The sequence below is a fragment of the Fontibacillus forbon genome (genome assembly GCF_046559655.1).
Classification (GTDB): domain Bacteria; phylum Bacillota; class Bacilli; order Paenibacillales; family Paenibacillaceae; genus Fontibacillus.
Genome location: NZ_JBKGFV010000002.1, coordinates 26,515 through 42,492 on the forward strand (window position 1 = coordinate 26,515; position 15,978 = coordinate 42,492).

Sequence of the window (15,978 nt, forward strand, 5' to 3'; positions counted from 1 at the left end):
GCTGAGCTATTTCAGTAGCCCGGCTACCCGTAACAAACCGCTAACCACATCAACCTGATAACGGACGCGCTCCGCCTTGTCCAGACTCCAGCACGTTTCAACCGTCACCGCCCGCGACTTCAGGACTCGGGCGACTGCGGTCCGGGATGAGCCGGGCAGTTCATGCAGCCTCAAATTGAAATGCCGCGATTTTATCGGGATCGTGTGATTAAGGCTGCGGATCAACTTTCGCAAAGCCGGCACGGCCCGGCTTCCCGGTTGGGTGATCAGCGTCTGCCCCAATCTTTTGGGATTGATCTGTGACAATCCGTTCGCTTCGTGCAAATCCAGATACCAGGCCGGCCCCAGGCGTACAGCCAGCTGATAAAGGGCAGCTGACAGTGGATGGCCGGCTTTTTTACCGGATCCGCGAGGAAACGTCCGGTTCAAATCGGGAATCCCGCGGATTCTTTTGCGGTAAGCGGTTTGATGGACGACCGGGACGATCACCAGCCTCCCTTTTTTTAGCGCTAGTTCTTGGGAAGATAACCTGTCAACCAGCTGTTTCGCGGCCTGAATGCTCGCTGTTTCGTTCCCGTGAATCCCGGCTACCACCATCACCGCCGGCCCCTTCCGCCTGGTTTGGAAATCATAATAAGGAGTAGCGTAAGACGACCCGGACGCCAACCACTTTTTCTGATTCGGCACGAACCTCACCTCCGCTGATTTTACGGCCCCCTCGATTTTTCTTTGTTTTTCTATCCTATTCGATTTTGCGTTCCACAGCTTGGACCTCTACCCGGTCCTGTCCAAAAAGAGCCGATAAAAGAGCGTATTAGTTCATCTTATTTCTACTATGACTCTTCTCCTTGTTACTTATCAAAGTCCTCGAGTACCTCATATCACGAACCATAGTTAAAGTGTACTGATGCCTCATTTTACAGTAGATATTGCCTCATATTTGATCATTATTGCTCAGTAGGAGTGAGACCTCGTGAATTCCGCCTCAGCATGTCAGATACGCCGCTAATGTAGGTTGCTTCTCAATTTTCGGTTACTCTTTGGTATCACGCTCGGCAATTCCTCATACTTGCACCTGCTCATCTGTACCAAACTCATCGGAACCTTACTTCTTAATAGAATTAACTGGATTTCCTCCAGTTAATTAGCCAGCATCCCTCCCTTTGTCCGAATCAACAGGAAAAACTACATCTATTTCCGTAAAATTTCGGCTTCACAAGCAAAATGGCCGAATTAACTGGAGGTTTTACAGCTAATTCGCGAAAAACACGCTTAATCAGAAAATTAGCTGTAGGTTTTACAGTTAATAATTATCGTTCAATAGTATATCTGCCTATCAACAAAGAAAGCCACCGGAGATATTTCTCCGATGGCAGTTTTGTTTAAATGGCGTCCAAGTTGCGTCTCAGGATTTACAATTACACTATATAGCGTTTATACAACCAAATGGAGCATGAAAGCCAGAAGCATCCTGCAAAGTACGCCCCCAGCACATCGCTCGGGTAATGAACGCCTAGGTAAATTCTGCTCAGGCCGATGCAGACTATAAATATGATGCTGACCAATATAAGCACAAACCGGCTTTTTCTGCCGGGAAGATGGCGCCAAAGCAAATAGGCGAGCGTTCCGTAGAGACAAAATGCGGCCATGGAATGTCCGCTTGGAAAGCTGTAGCCGGTCACTTCAATCAAACGGTGAAACGTAGGGCGTTCCCGGATAAAACTTAATTTGAGCAAGCTGTTAAGCGCCGTAGAACCGATCATCACACAGCAAAGTAGCAGCAGTTCTCTGCGATGCCCTAAAACTCCGTATAAAAAAATCATCGCAACAATGGTAATTAAGGCCACCGACGTTCCGTTACCGATGCTGGTGAAAAACTCCATGACCCCGGTAAGCCCCGGTGCTTCCCTTCCTTGAACGAAATCGATCAGAGTCCGGTCAAACCGGTTTATCCGGCCGCTTTGTACCGCAGCAGCTATGACGATAAATACCGCGGCACAGATCGCCCCGGTAATCGTAGTAATCGAGATGGGGCGACTAGATTTCATCTGCTGATCATCATGCTGAAACATTTTTTAAAATCCTCTCTGCTATGTAGACAAGTATTCGTCACTATGAGTATAACCCTATGAAAGCTCGCTTTCCAAATTTTTGGACTGGCTTCAACTCCTGCAGTGACTTTGTGACCGCTGTGAATTCTAAAACCCTGAAGCGGATTGAACGAAACACGAAAAAATAAGGCTTACGGCGCCATAGCACCGCAGCCTTATAGTCACATCTCAGTCGATACGGATGAATTGCCAAGAGCCTCGGAGGATAGATCCGCCTCTGTCTTTCCCTTATCCTTATTGCGGGAAATCAGATAGATGGTCAAATATAATACGATAAACAGCACCATAAAACCTGCGGAATATAAATACATCTTCGCATAGTTCGTGGCGGATGCGATGCCACCCAGAATTATTGCTCCGATGGCAACACCAAAGTCGGTGGAATTATAAAACATGCTGTTTGCTGCTCCGTATTGCTCCGTTGTGGATGTGCGCAGCATCCATGCCTGAATCGTCGGCTGGATCGCTCCGAAACCAAGTCCGTACAACAAAGCTGAAACCACAAGTAGCGGTAGCGTAGTGGCAAAGGAAAGCACCGTCATGCTGACGACAACCAGCAGCGCTGCGGGAATCAGTACCGCGGCATGTCCCCGCCGGTCGAACACACGTCCGGATATCGGTCGGATAATAATGATCGTTACTGCATTGAAAAGGAAAAACAAACCGACCTGTTCCAAATGAACGAATTCGCCGAACAGAGCGATGAAACTGAGCAGGCCGCTGTACGTGATCGATAATACCACGTTTAACAAGGCCGGGAACAACAGCTTGCGGTTGAAGGGGGTGCGTGGGACCGCATTTGACGCTCCACCCTTCGAGTTTTTCCGAGAAACCGCCTTATTCGCTCCCTCTCCACTATTGATTCGCGGTGCGGGCGGTATAGAGCGTGTCAGTATAAGTATCGGAAGAATCACAATGACAGTGACCGTCCCGATTACGGTAAGCGTACTGAAACCGGATTGCTTCATCACATTCAGTCCGATCATCGGGCCGATCGACATGGCCAGACTTGAAGACAGGCCAAAGTACCCGATACCTTCCCCCATACGGCGAAGAGGGATGATTTGCGATGCAAGGGTCGGAAGGATCGTACTCGCGATCCCGAAACCGACGCCGTATCCTGCCCGCATAATTAACAGCGTTCCAACCGATCCGGCAAAAACGTAAATACCTGTCGTTAAGGCCGCAATGATCAATCCGGCGAATAACAGCGCGTTACGCGACCATTTCTTCAATAATGCCGCGGTCAGAAAACGGGTTAGTATGGCCGAGATGGCAAAGACGCTCGTAACCAGACTGACTTGCAGATCTCCGGCTTGAAACTGATTTTTGACATAGGCCGGAAAAGACGACAACAACATTTGCAAATTTAAAAACAATAAAAACGAACAAAGCGTTAATGAAATAAACGACTTTGTCCAAAGCGCTCCCTGATGTTCTTCTTGATGCATAATTTCTCTCCCATCCCTGTCTGTTCTTAGCTATTATTTATCTTTATTTTCTATGACTTGACTAACGTGATCGTTAATCCGCAAGAGCAATTCCGTAAGCATGACATACTCCTCCGCGGATAAACAAGCTTTAACTTCTTCGGTCACTCCCTCTTCGATCCGCAGCGTATCGCGAATCAACGCTTTTCCCCGTTCCGTACTGTAGACAAGAAAAGATCTCCGGTCTTGCTGACCCGTTTGCTTGTATACCAGGCCTTTGTTTTCCAGATGATCCAGAATCCGCGTCGTGGTCGGCTTGTCTTTACCGGTCCGTGCCGCTATTTCGCGTTGTATCATGCCTTCGGAACGGTCAATCTGATGCAATACCGACCATTGTTCGGGCGTAATGTCGTACGCTTTTAATTCTTTTTGTAAAAGAGATGCGATTTTCCGGTAAGTTACTCCCATAATAAACCCGATGGCTAAACTCCCGTTTTGGTCTTCTGTCGTCATGAACCAAAATCCTCTCCATAAATATAGTTGCATAAACAACTATATATAAAGCAACCAAATTTGTCAAGACAGTGAAGACAATCACCCATTTCAAGACGGCTTGTTTATCCTTTTGATTTTTCCGACTACCCATAGTAAGAAAGCTACGACCAAACCGAAAAACATCGGATAAAACGAAAAGAGTCTAAAATCATTTTGCGAGGCTGAGGTATTCGGCCAAAGATCGCTTTGATAAGCAAGGGCAATAAGGCATAGCGGGAGTATTAACGGCCTGTGGTCCGAAAGCCGGAAAACGCCGGCAAGGCCCTCTGCCGTGATATGAAGAAGCAGCGACAAACGAAAAAATATGGTCACATAATACAACATCGAAACCAAAATCTCGAAACGTTCAAAAAAATCACCCAAGGTGATCGTTCGGATGACAAAATAACTCGGATAGGTTACATTAGCTGTTACTTCGGCTCCAAGCACTCCGATGTTAACAACCGTCACTCCTAAAAAATAAATACCGCTGCCGATATTGCCGAATATCAGCGACTTCTTCCACTTCTTCATCTCCATATTCTTCAAGAAAAACAGGAATAAAAAACTTTCCATAAACGGATATCCCAAGAGCAGTATAGAACCGTGCATAATCGGTTTTATCCCATTTTCCATGACAGGCAGCAAGTTATTAATATGGAAAGTAGGCATGAGCGAGACGATACACAGTAAAAAAATCACGATCAACAGTATGAATAAAGCCTCTGCCGATCTGCCGATGGTCGTAACGCCTGATCTGACCACACTGATCACCGCAATCAGCATCAATACGGAGATGGAATCGGCTGGCGTAGCGGGAATCACGGAGGTAGTCAGGAAATCGGCTAAAAACCAAAGCGAGAGAGTGAAGGCGAAAAAAGGAAATACAAAGCAAAAAACGCACATGAAAATTTTACCGCCATATTTTCCGAATAATGACTCTACATAATCTCCAAATCCGCGCCCTTTCGTTTGCTTACTAATGGAGACATATAACGGAATAACGAGAACCAGCTGAATGAATATCGTAATCAAAATGCTTATCCAAGCATCTTGCTTCGCAATAGCCGCAAGAAAACCCGGCAGAGTCAAATAGGCACTACCCAATTGAAACATAATAAACCACAGGGTTGCTTGTCGGGCGGTTAATTTTTCCGATGAGTTCATTTTCGCCCCCTCCCAGTTCATGAAACCAAGATCAGCATTACTTGGTTGAGCGAATGCTCGATTAGACGAATAAGCAGATGAGGACTGGGCATTTTCATGCCTGAAATACGAATGGCTGAAATAATCAGTCCAATTCCGAGCAGGCTTGCGCTTATCACAATTTCCCGGATGTTACCTCGCTTTTTCAGTTGCTTATACTCCATAAAAGCGAATATTAATGCAACCGTCATAATTATCAAGAACATGCTTGCCCCTCACTCTCTCCGATCCGTCTTGTTTTGAAAAGGATTGTTGATTTTTCCATGTTGCTTTAATTGATACTCAATTTCAAATTCAAAAGTTAGCTCCTCCCGGAATTTTTGATTCCAGTTTGTTTTCCATTGGTTCCAGTGTTTCGGATATTTCCGGTGAAATGCCTCTCCGAATCCGAATACATCGACACCATATTTCTGAACTTTTGCCACGCCAAGGTTTAAAATATGTTTAAGCCCTTCTTCTCCGGCTATATCCAGGGCGGCAAACTCTCTGGGGTCCAATAGATTAACATGGCACTGTACCTCGCCCACGTTGCCTTCGACTTTCCCTTTCAATTTCATGTGCGGTTTATCATTTTTTAGCATGGGGATCATTTTGAAGGAAGAATCCGTAAGTTCTACCGCAAACCAGCCATCTCCATTCGGGCATTTTACTTTCCCGACGGAACTGTGAATTTGATTGGTAAGATAGCTGAATGTCTTGCTTTCGTCCTCATTCAGCCAGCCGACCAGCCGATCGTGCCGAAATACCCCGATTCCCATAAATTCGAATTCCGCTGGAGAGATCGGGTTCTTAACATTCTCCGCGGTCTTTCCCCGTTCGATATCCCCCTTCAGGGTTAGTCCTGTTAAAACCGGCTCGACGCCGTCCTTTGAAAGCTTGGCCATAATATCTTTCACATTGACGGCCGAAGTGGGTGACCACTCCTTTGCGGATGTTTTCAACGCTCTGTACATGTCGATACCCGGCAGGATTTCCGTAGCACTGACAAACCCGATAATATCCTTGGCGTTGCAGTTTTTTGCTATGGCCATATAAAAATCCGGCCTGATTTCATGATCGCGAAACAAGAAATCCAGACACGGCAAAATCCCTTCCTTGGCAATTTCTTCATTGAATACGATAAAACGCAAATGAGCTTCATACATTCTACGGGATGCTTTTGTCGTAGTTTTACGAAGCGCCTCAAATAAGGTATTCGCTTTCTGCGAAAAAACGGCGCTTGGAGAGCGGTTGGAGATTTTGTTCCGGGAAACGGCAGACGGGTCGATATATTGCAAGCTGACTTCATACTCATCACCGGCCCGGTCAATGCCAAGAGCAAGTACGATCGCTAAACTATTCAGTTCCTGACGGCTCCAGCAGCCGGAGAGGCAGACCGCGAAAAGCGGAAGGATCAACAAGCAATTCATGATTCTAATGTACCGTTCCATCATTGGGTTCCCTGTCCTTGCCGTTTATTTACTTTTGAATCGCGAAACGGAAAGCGAACCAAGGCATCCTTCATTTGAGACCGATGATAGGGTGCGACCGGGCTGAAATACGGCATACCGAAAGAACGCAAATGACAGAGATGGACGATTAGCAGAATCAACCCGATGGTAAGTCCGTATACGCCAAAAGAGGCCGCCAGGCCCATCATGCCGAAACGGATCATTCGGACCGGGATCGCCATACTGTAAGCCGGAATCACGAAGCTGGATATCGCCGTAATCGACACGACGATAACCATGACCGCCGAAACGATGCCGGCTTCGACAGCAGCCTGTCCGATCACGATCGTGCCGACGATGGAAACCGCTTGCCCGATCGTTCGCGGCATCCGGATGCCCGCTTCCCGCAAAATTTCAAACGTAATTTCCATTAACATCGCTTCAACGAACGAAGGAAACGGCGTCCCTTCCCTTTGCCCGGCTATGCTGATAAGCAATTGCGTCGGGATCATGTCCTGATGGAAAGTGGTTAAAGCGATATACAGAGCGGGAGCGAATAAACAAATAAATAAAGAACAGTACCGTAAAAGTCGTATGGCGCTACTGTATAAAGAAGGTTGATAGTAATCCTCTGCCGATTGGAGGAAATCGTTAAACAAGGTCGGGGCCAGCAGTACAAACGGCGTCCCGTCAATAAAGACGGCAATCCTTCCCTCCATAATGCCCGCAGCGATCGTATCCGGCCGGTCGGTGTTATAAAACCTTGGAAAGATCGAAAATTGCTTGTTCCCCAGAAGGATTTCCTCCAGGTATTCGCCTTCAAGAATTCGGTCCACGGAAATATTGTTCATGCTGCCGATCAGTTTGGCGACAAGTTGGTCGCTTGCGATCCCTTCGAGATACATGATGGCAACATCGGTTTTGGACAACTTGCCGACGCGCAATCCGGCTACCCGTACCTTGTCGTGCTTGACTCTGCGCCGGACCAGCGTCGTATTAGTCCGAATATTTTCCGTAAAAGCATTCTGCGGGCCTTTAACCACCGGCTGCGTTTTCGATTCGTCCACGCTGCGTTCTTCCCATTTCGCAATGGAAATGAGCAATCCGCTGGCTTCTCCTTCAAGCAGCATGAGCAGGTCCCCCGCTAAAATCTGTTCTACGGCTTCTTTCAAATCCATAGCCCAATAAACCTCGCTGGCCTGTATTACATGATCCGCCAGCATGGACAGCGAGATATCCTCCTGCCCGGACAATTCCAAAAGCGGGGAAATAATATATCCTTGAATCGTCTGGACATCCGCCATTCCGTCCAGGTAAATCAATGCCGTCCGCAAACGTCCGCCAATCGTCAGTTCGCGAACATTCAGATCGGAACTGTGACCCAGGATGGAACGAATGCTTCCGATATTCTGCTGCAAATCTGTAGCTAACCCGGAGATTCGCTCTTCAACGGTCATGACCTATCCCTCCTGTTCCCTTACTATTTCCAAAAAGCCAAGAAATAATGAGGAAATCAGGAGAATATTAACATGAATAGCCCGCCACGGCTCCATCGCCGGGCGGGCATATCCAAAATATTCAGAGCACTCTAAACGTTCCCGTTCCGAAGGCGCATAGAGTTCCATCCTCCAGGCGGGCGAATGCTTGGGCGGTAATCGACTTGTGGGAGAGGTGAACAAGTTCTGCCGTCACTAAGAGACGGCCCTGACTAGCTTTGGTGACATAATTCAAGTTCAGGTTCGTCGTCACCACGCTTGCTTCCGGCTTTGCGATCATCGCCAGCAGCCCCATGGTCGAATCGATGATCGTCGCATGCACGCCGCCATGCAAAATACCGATCAAGTTCAAATGAAGTGGTTGGATTTCTAGGGAGACAACGACCTGGCGATCGCTCACCGATTCAATAGTACAGCCCAGTACATCCCAGAAGGTTCCCTTCGCCGCTTCATTCCACTGCTCCCACTTTGGATGCATTTCAAATGAATCCGCTTCCATAATTTCAACCTCCTTACCGGTTACTCTCTTGGTGCAGGAAATTTCATTGCCAGCATCAGATTATGATCCCGTCTCGTTAGAGCTGCGACCGTTTTCTTCTTCAATCAACTTCCGGCGCAGCACTTTGCCCGCGAGGGTTTTAGGAAGGCTAGCCCGAAATTCATATACTTTTGGAACTTTATAAGCAGCGAGCTTCTCCTTGCACCAGCGTTTCAAATCCTCGGCATCCGGCTTGGACCCCGCTCTCGGCACAATATAAGCTTTCACCGTTTCCCCGCGGTAAGGATCGAAAATCCCTGCCACAATAGCCTCCTCCACATCGGGATGCTCAAAGAGCACCTCCTCCACTTCCCGCGGATATATGTTATAGCCCCCTGCGATGATGAGATCTTTTCTCCGGTCCAAAATGTAAAAGTACCCGTCCTCATCCATTCTCCCAAGATCCCCCGTCAGAAGCCAGCCCTCTTTCAGACATTTGTAGGTCTCTTCAGGCTGGTTCCAATAGCCCCTCATCACCTGCGGGCCTTTTACCGCAAGCTCGCCGATTTCGCCGATCGGAACCTCCTCCAAAGTATCCGGCTGTACTATTTTCGCCTCGGTATCCGGAAACGGAATGCCGATCGAACCGGTTTTCCGCTTCTCCCAAATATTGTTGGCGTGCGTCACCGGAGAGGCTTCGGTAAGTCCATACCCTTCGATCAGCTTGCCGCCGGTCAGCGACTCAAACCGGGTCTGAACCTCCAGGGGTAGAGATGCCGCCCCGCTGATGCACACATTAATGGAAGACAGATCGTACCCGCTGATTTCGGGATGGTTGATAATCGCTACATACATGGTCGGGGCTCCCGGAAAAACGGTAGGCCGCTTCTTATGGATCGTCTTCAGCACCTGATTGATTTCAAACCGGGGAACGAGGATCAGCGTACCTCCCAGCGCAACCGCCTGATTGAGTAGAACGGTCAGCCCGAATACGTGGAAAAAGGGCAGAGCCGCCATGTACCGCTCATTGCCAATACGTGAGCGGTAGAACCAAAGCTTCGTTTGCAGCGTGTTGGCGACCAGGTTACTATGAGTCAGCATAACTCCCTTGGCAAAACCGGTCGTACCTCCGGTATATTGCAGCAGCGCAAGATCCTCGTCCGGGTCCACCGGAACCTGAATAGGTGCCGCAGAGGAACGCTTCAGCAAATCCAGAAATGAAAGCACCCGTTCCGTATAAGTCACTTTTGCGGCCATGCCGTCTTTTTTAGCCTTTATGGGATACAACAGATTTTTCGGAAACGGCAACGCATCCTTAATTGAAGTAACGATGATGAATTCCAAGGGCTGCGAGCCCATGGATTGTTGCACCCTTTGCACAAGTGCGTCCAGCGTAATAACTAGCCGGGCCCCCGCATCCTTCAGTTGATGCTCGATTTCCCGCGGCATGTAAAGCGGATTGGTCATCACCACGATCCCGCCCATCAGCAAGGTGCCATAGTAAGCGATCACCGCCTGGGGACAATTTGGCAGCATGATCGCCACCCGGTCTCCCTTACCTATTCCGAGCCGATGCAACGCATCGGCGAACCGGTAACTCTTTTCCAGGAGCTCGGCATAAGTCGTCTTTTTTCCCAAAAAATCAAGCGCCTCCGCCTCCGGATATTGCGCTGTGGTTTGAACGAGAAACTGGGCTAAATTTTGCTTCGGATAATCATGGGTCGGTGGTACTTCGGCAGGATAGTGTTTTAACCATGGCTTGTTGGATAACATCGCCTTTCCTCCCATCCGATCAACTACTTCACTACACCACGTATTTCTCTCCTTCAATCACTTTGGCCGCGATTTGACGCTTTAATTCCAGCGTATTGACGGCAGAGCGTTTCGCTAGCTTTTTAAGTACCGACAACTGCGTGCGCAGCGTATCTCCGGTTTCCATCGTCGCCAGCACCTCTTTCGCCCACGATTCGATCAAGCCGAACTGCTCATGGATGAACGACGTCGTCATCGCAATCGCGGTCCCGGCTTTGCCTTCTCCCGAACGGTCAATCATTTTCCGGGTACGGAAGAGAGCGCTTTCCATCGCAAAAATCGAAATCATGATATCGGCCAGATGGCTCAATACTTCCTGTTCCCGCTCCAGATTCAACTGATATTTCTGTACGGCCTGCGCGCCGGCCATCAGGAAAATTTTCTTTGCCATGTCCAGCAGATGGGCCTCTTGTTCCAGCGTGCCCTCGAAATCCTTCGACGGCATTGGTTCCATGAGCTGCGATTGCAGCTTCATCGCCTTTTGCATCAGCGGCAGCTCGCCCTTCATCGCCCGCTTGACCAACGTACCGGGAATCAGCAGCCGGTTTATCTCATTCGTGCCTTCAAAAATCCGGTTAATTCGCGAATCACGGTAGATCCGTTCGATCCGGTACTCCTGAATAAAACCGTAACCGCCATGGATTTGAACGCCTTCATCCACCACGAAATCCAAAGCCTCCGAACCGAATACCTTGTTGATCGAGCATTCCAATTGGTATTCCGCGATCGCTTTGGCCGACCGGTATCCGACATCCGCACCGCCGTGATCCACCTCGGCGAGACCGACGTCAAACAGGCCCGCAGTCCGGTAAACCATACTTTCCAGCACAAAGGTACGGATGTTCATCTCCGCCAGTTTCTTGCCAATCAGCGGGAACGATGAAATTTTACGGCCGAATTGGGTCCGTTCATTAGCATATGCAGCGCTCAGTTCAATGGCGTCCTTCGCCGCCCCGACGCATCCGGCAGCCAATTTGAAGCGTCCGATGTTCAGGATATTGAAGGCAATCAAATGTCCTTTGCCGACTTCCCATAACAAGTTCCCGACAGGCACATGGACTTCCTCCAGAATCAGCGGACAAGTGGAAGAGCCTTTGATCCCCATTTTTTTCTCCTCCGGTCCGATGCTGACGCCCTGCATCTCACGCTCGACAATAAACGTGCTGAAATCTTTGCCGTCCACCTTGGCATACACGATAAAAATGTCGGCAAAACCCGCATTCGTTATAAATTGCTTCGTGCCGTTCAACACATAGTGGGTGCCGTCTACCGATAGCTTTGCCGTTGTTTTGGCACCGAGAGCATCCGAACCGGAAGAAGGTTCGGTCAGGCAATAAGCCGCGATTTTTTCTCCCGTAGAGAGGCTCGGCAAATATTTTTGCTTCTGCTCCCCGGTGCCGAAATAGACGATCGGCAGCGTTCCGATTCCGACATGGGCGCCGAAAGAGAGCGCAAACGAGGAGGCTTTCGTCAGCTTCTCGTTTATGAGCGTCGTGCTTACTTTGTCGAGTCCCATCCCGCCGTAAGCTTCGGGAACATCGGCTCCCAGCAGTCCCAGCTCGCCGGCTTTCCGCAGCAGGTCCACGGTCAAGCCGTAATCCAGCTTCTCCACCTCTTCGTCCCGGGGAGCCACTTCGCCCTCCACGAACTGCTCCGTCGTCTCCGCGATCATCCGCTGTTCTTCGCTAAAATCCTCCGGGGTCACGATCCCCCGGTAATCCGCGTCCTCAATCACAAAACTTCCGCCCGGCACTTTATTCATCGTTTCATGACTCACTTGTGATCCTCTCCTTTTTCGATTATTCAATAACACCACGCGCCATGGACAAAGCCAATGACAGTCAACGGTTAAGTTCGATGCACTTTACGAGTGGACCTCGAACACGCCGGCGGCACCCATGCCGCCGCCGATGCACATGGACACGACGCCGTAACCGCCCCCGCGGCGGCGCAGCTCCTGGATGAGCGAGATGGAGAGCTTCGTCCCGGTGCAGCCGAGCGGATGGCCGAGCGCAATCGCGCCGCCGTTAACATTGACCTTGTCTTCGTCGATGCCCAGCTCGCGGATGATGTGCAGGCATTGCGAGGCGAAAGCCTCGTTAATTTCGAACAGCGAGACATCATTCAGGGTTATCCCCGCCAGTTCGAGCGCTTTCGGAATTGCCTTAACCGGTCCGACGCCCATCAGCTCGGGTTCCACGCCCGATAACGCGAAGGATCGGAACGTCGCAAGCGGCTGCAAGCCCAATTCTTCGGCCCGCTCCCGGCTCATCACGACGACCGCGGCCGCGCCGTCGCTCATCTGCGACGTATTGCCCGCCGTTACCGTGCCTCCCGCCTTAAAGCCCGGCTTCAATTGAGCCAGCGCTTCCAAGGTCGTATCCGCTCGCACGCCTTCGTCGGTATCGAAAATTACCGTCTTCCTTTCAAGCTTCCCCTGAGCGCCGATTTGAGAAAGCTCTGCGGTGACCGGAACGATCTCGTCCTTGAATTTCCCCTCCGCGATCGCTGCCGCCGCCCTCTGATGCGAACGGAGCGCAAATCCGTCCTGATCTTGACGGGAGATACCGAACTTCTCCGCTACTCGTTCCGCGGTATGGCCCATCGCCATATAGACTTCCGGCATCTCATCTACGATCCTCGGATTCGGCGACACCTTGAAGCCCGTCATCGGCACATGGCTCATGCTTTCGACGCCGCCGGCGATCAGAATCTCCGCATGACCAAGCATGATCCGTTCCGCCGCAAAAGCAATGGATTGCAGCCCGGACGAACAAAATCGGTTGATCGTAATGGCCGGTACCGTCACCGGAAATCCGGCATACAACGACATGATCCGGGCGAAATTCAGGCCTTGCTCCCCTTCCGGCATCGCGCAGCCGATGATAATGTCCTCCACGTCTTCCTTCTTCAATCCCGGCGCCCGCTGCACCACGGCTTCCAGCACAACTTTGCCCAGATCATCACTGCGGGTTTGAACCAGGCTCCCCCGCTTCGCCTTGCCAACTGCCGTGCGCGCCAAAGAAACAAGTACGGCTTCTTTCATGGATTCAGCCTCCTTTTCATTAATTCCGCAGCGGCTTGCCCTTGGTGAGCATATGCTGCATCCGCTGTCTCGTTTTCTGCTCTCCGCACAGGCTCAGGAAAGCTTCCCGCTCCAAATCCAGCATGTGCCGTTCCGTCACCAGCGAGCCGGCCGGAACGTCTCCTCCCGCCAGCACATGAGCCAGCTTGTTTGCAATCAGCAAATCATGGTCGCTGATATAACCGCTCTCCCTCATGCCGAGCGCACCGAGCCGAAGCACCGCTTTGCCCTCACTGCCGACAACGCGCAATTTGCTTTCGGGCATCGGCTCGTAGCCGGATGCGGCTAGGCGAAGTACCGCCTGTTTCGCCTCAAAAATCGTATGATCCGGATTCAGTACAATCCGGTCGGTCGGTCTTAGATAGCCCAGCTTCTTGGCATCATGTCCGCTGGAAGACACTTTTGCGGTCCCGACCGTTTCGAAGATCCGGTTCAAGTAAGGCTGGAGATCGGCCTCGGGCATTCCGGCCTGCTGGCTGGCCCGAAGGGCGAGTTCCTTGCAGCCGCCTCCGGCTGGAATCAGGCCGACGCCGACCTCCACCAGCCCATAGTAGGTTTCGGCAGCCGCAATGACCTGGTCGGCAGGCATGCAGGCTTCCACGCCGCCGCCCAAGGTCATCCGGTGCGGCGCTGCAATCACCGGTTTTTCAAACCTCTTCAATTGAAGCATCGTGTTTTGGAATAACCGGATGATGTCATCAACTTCGTCCCATTCCTCATCTTGGGCTTCCATGAGCAGCAGCATCAAATTCGCTCCGACGCAGAAGTTTTTGCCTTGATTGGCGATCACAAGTCCGGCGAAATTCCTGCGGACTTCTTCGACGCTTTGCGAAATCATCGACAATATATCGCCGCCGATCGCATTGTTCGGAGAGTGGAACTCCAGGCAGGCTACGCCATCGCCGAGATCGATCAGGCTTGCGCCGCTGTTTCCCTTCACCACCCGGTTCTGCGCCTTCAAATCCTTCAGCGATATTACCTCCGGCGGAAGTTCCACGTCCTTATAACGTCCTTCGAAAACATGGAACAGCTTGCCGTCCTCTTTCCGGTAGAAGGACGTGTTGCCTGCCGCGATCCATTCCTTCACCCAGGACGGAACGGTCAGCCCCTCGGCCTCCAGCTTCGACACGGACCTGACCAACCCGATGGCATCCCAGGTTTCAAACGGCCCCAGTTCCCAGTTGAATCCCCATTTCATCGCTTCATCGATTTCCCGCACGCTATCCGCGATTTCGCCCAGTTTTTCGGCGGCATAAACCAGTACCTGCTTCAGCACGTTCCAGGCCAAATCCGAATACCGGTCGCCGCCGGCCAGCAAGGCGGCGGTTTTCGCCTTGGCGCCTTTCGCCAGCTTGGCGGCTTCCAGAGAGCCGGATGCCGGCTTCTTCTGCGGCCGGTACTCCATACTCTGCAAATCGAGCGCGAGAATCTGGCTTCCTTCCGGTCCTTTCACCTTTCGGTAAAAGCCTTGACCGGATTTTTCCCCGAGCCGTCCTTGCGCTACCATCTGCTTTAACACTTCGGGCGCAGCGAACACCTCCTGCTCCGCTTCATTCGAAACGTTCGAGTACACGTTATCCGCCACGTGAATAAACGTATCGAGCCCGACCAGATCCAGCGTGCGGAAGGTTGCGCTCTTAGGCCGCCCCATCACCGGACCCGTGACCGCATCCACTTCTTCTACCGTATACCCCTTGTCGATCATCTCATTCAGCGTGACGAGAAGGCCATAAGTTCCGATCCGGTTGGCAATAAAGTTCGGCGTATCCTTGGCGAGCACGACCGTTTTACCGAGCGTTCGCTCGCAAAACGAACTTAACCCTGCCACAAGCTCCGGGTTCGTCGTTTCTCCCGGAATGATCTCCAACAGCTTCATGTACCGGGGAGGATTGAAAAAATGGGTTCCGAGAAAATGGCTCCTAAACTCCTGCGACCTGCCCTCCGCCATGGCATTCACGGAAATCCCGGACGTATTTGTACTGACGATCGTACCGGGTTTCCAATATGGCTCCACTTTGGCCAAGAGCTCTTTCTTGATTTCAAGATTCTCGACAACGACTTCGATCACCCAATCGGCCTCACCGATTTGCGAGAGGTGATCCTCAAGGTTACCCGGTGTGATGCGCTCCGCAAAATCATGGTCATATAGCGGCGCTGGCTTCGTCTTCTTCAAATTCTCAATCGCCGAAACGGCCAGCCGGTTACGCACCGCCGGATGCTCCAACGTATAACCTTTTGCCGCTTCCGCAGAGTTAAGCAGTTTCGGTACCATATCCAGCAGCAGGCAGGGAATGCCCGCATTGGCCAATTGGGCGGCGATTCCCGAGCCCATGATACCTGAGCCGATGACGGCTGCTTTTCTAATCGGTTTATACATATTCCTGATACCTCCGTTC

General features: G+C 50.9%; 13 protein-coding genes. All 13 read right to left on the minus strand.

Translation table 11 applies throughout. The features are described 5' to 3' along the window. Positions 1-6: 6 nt before the first annotated feature. The 13 genes from ACLB09_RS06770 to ACLB09_RS06830 all read right to left on the minus strand — a co-directional run bounded on the left by ACLB09_RS06770 (position 7) and on the right by ACLB09_RS06830 (position 15,959). The gene (locus ACLB09_RS06770) at positions 7-687 is read right to left on the minus strand and encodes a M14 family metallopeptidase (protein ID WP_410769043.1); all 681 of its coding nucleotides are present in this window, start codon (positions 685-687) and stop codon (positions 7-9) included. A 731-nt stretch (positions 688-1,418) separates the two neighbouring features. Further along, positions 1,419-2,072 (minus strand): phosphatase PAP2 family protein, encoded by a 654-nt coding sequence (locus ACLB09_RS06775; RefSeq protein ID WP_410769044.1) that lies wholly within the window; start codon positions 2,070-2,072, stop codon positions 1,419-1,421. A 200-nt stretch (positions 2,073-2,272) separates the two neighbouring features. Then, positions 2,273-3,562, minus strand: a complete 1,290-nt coding sequence (locus tag ACLB09_RS06780) for an MFS transporter (RefSeq protein WP_410769045.1) — start codon at positions 3,560-3,562, stop codon at positions 2,273-2,275. Positions 3,563-3,595: 33 nt separating this feature from the next. Beyond that, entirely contained in the window at positions 3,596-4,054 is a 459-nt protein-coding gene (locus tag ACLB09_RS06785) for a MarR family winged helix-turn-helix transcriptional regulator (RefSeq protein ID WP_410769046.1), read from the minus strand. 90 nt (positions 4,055-4,144) lie between these two features. Continuing rightward, complete coding sequence (locus tag ACLB09_RS06790) at positions 4,145-5,242, minus strand: GerAB/ArcD/ProY family transporter (protein ID WP_410769047.1); 1,098 nt, start codon at positions 5,240-5,242, stop codon at positions 4,145-4,147. 17 nt (positions 5,243-5,259) lie between these two features. Then, positions 5,260-5,481: a hypothetical protein gene (locus tag ACLB09_RS06795; protein ID WP_410769048.1), complete on the minus strand. Its 222-nt coding sequence runs from the start codon at positions 5,479-5,481 to the stop codon at positions 5,260-5,262. Positions 5,482-5,496: 15 nt separating this feature from the next. Continuing rightward, positions 5,497-6,714, minus strand: a complete 1,218-nt coding sequence (locus tag ACLB09_RS06800; protein ID WP_410769049.1) for a Ger(x)C family spore germination protein — start codon at positions 6,712-6,714, stop codon at positions 5,497-5,499. Then, on the minus strand, positions 6,711-8,168 hold the full coding sequence (locus ACLB09_RS06805) for a spore germination protein (RefSeq protein ID WP_410769050.1): 1,458 nt from the start codon (positions 8,166-8,168) through the stop codon (positions 6,711-6,713). Before ACLB09_RS06805 ends, ACLB09_RS06800 begins: the two co-directional genes overlap by 4 nt. A 121-nt stretch (positions 8,169-8,289) precedes the next feature. Beyond that, positions 8,290-8,706, minus strand: a complete 417-nt coding sequence (locus ACLB09_RS06810; protein WP_410769052.1) for a PaaI family thioesterase — start codon at positions 8,704-8,706, stop codon at positions 8,290-8,292. A gap of 60 nt (positions 8,707-8,766) precedes the next feature. Then, a complete protein-coding gene (locus ACLB09_RS06815; protein WP_410769053.1) occupies positions 8,767-10,458 on the minus strand; it encodes a long-chain-fatty-acid--CoA ligase in 1,692 nt (563 codons plus the stop codon). A gap of 31 nt (positions 10,459-10,489) precedes the next feature. Beyond that, complete coding sequence (locus tag ACLB09_RS06820; protein ID WP_410770044.1) at positions 10,490-12,259, minus strand: acyl-CoA dehydrogenase family protein; 1,770 nt, start codon at positions 12,257-12,259, stop codon at positions 10,490-10,492. Positions 12,260-12,361: 102 nt separating this feature from the next. Further along, on the minus strand, positions 12,362-13,543 hold the full coding sequence (locus tag ACLB09_RS06825) for an acetyl-CoA C-acetyltransferase (RefSeq protein ID WP_410769054.1): 1,182 nt from the start codon (positions 13,541-13,543) through the stop codon (positions 12,362-12,364). Positions 13,544-13,562: 19 nt separating this feature from the next. Further along, positions 13,563-15,959 carry a 3-hydroxyacyl-CoA dehydrogenase/enoyl-CoA hydratase family protein gene (locus tag ACLB09_RS06830; protein WP_410769055.1) on the minus strand — a complete coding sequence of 799 codons (2,397 nt, stop codon included), beginning with the start codon at positions 15,957-15,959 and terminating at the stop codon, positions 13,563-13,565. Positions 15,960-15,978 lie beyond the last annotated feature (19 nt).

Coding starts and splice junctions, on each gene's coding strand:
- ACLB09_RS06775 (WP_410769044.1), bottom strand. CDS start 2,072: ATGTTTCAGCATGATGATCAGCAGATGAAATCTAGTCGCCCCATCTCG.
- ACLB09_RS06780 (WP_410769045.1), bottom strand. CDS start 3,562: ATGCATCAAGAAGAACATCAGGGAGCGCTTTGGACAAAGTCGTTTATT.
- ACLB09_RS06785 (WP_410769046.1), bottom strand. CDS start 4,054: ATGACGACAGAAGACCAAAACGGGAGTTTAGCCATCGGGTTTATTATG.
- ACLB09_RS06790 (WP_410769047.1), bottom strand. CDS start 5,242: ATGAACTCATCGGAAAAATTAACCGCCCGACAAGCAACCCTGTGGTTT.
- ACLB09_RS06800 (WP_410769049.1), bottom strand. CDS start 6,714: ATGATGGAACGGTACATTAGAATCATGAATTGCTTGTTGATCCTTCCG.
- ACLB09_RS06805 (WP_410769050.1), bottom strand. CDS start 8,168: ATGACCGTTGAAGAGCGAATCTCCGGGTTAGCTACAGATTTGCAGCAG.
- ACLB09_RS06810 (WP_410769052.1), bottom strand. CDS start 8,706: ATGGAAGCGGATTCATTTGAAATGCATCCAAAGTGGGAGCAGTGGAAT.
- ACLB09_RS06815 (WP_410769053.1), bottom strand. CDS start 10,458: ATGTTATCCAACAAGCCATGGTTAAAACACTATCCTGCCGAAGTACCA.
- ACLB09_RS06820 (WP_410770044.1), bottom strand. CDS start 12,259: ATGAATAAAGTGCCGGGCGGAAGTTTTGTGATTGAGGACGCGGATTAC.
- ACLB09_RS06825 (WP_410769054.1), bottom strand. CDS start 13,543: ATGAAAGAAGCCGTACTTGTTTCTTTGGCGCGCACGGCAGTTGGCAAG.
- ACLB09_RS06830 (WP_410769055.1), bottom strand. CDS start 15,959: ATGTATAAACCGATTAGAAAAGCAGCCGTCATCGGCTCAGGTATCATG.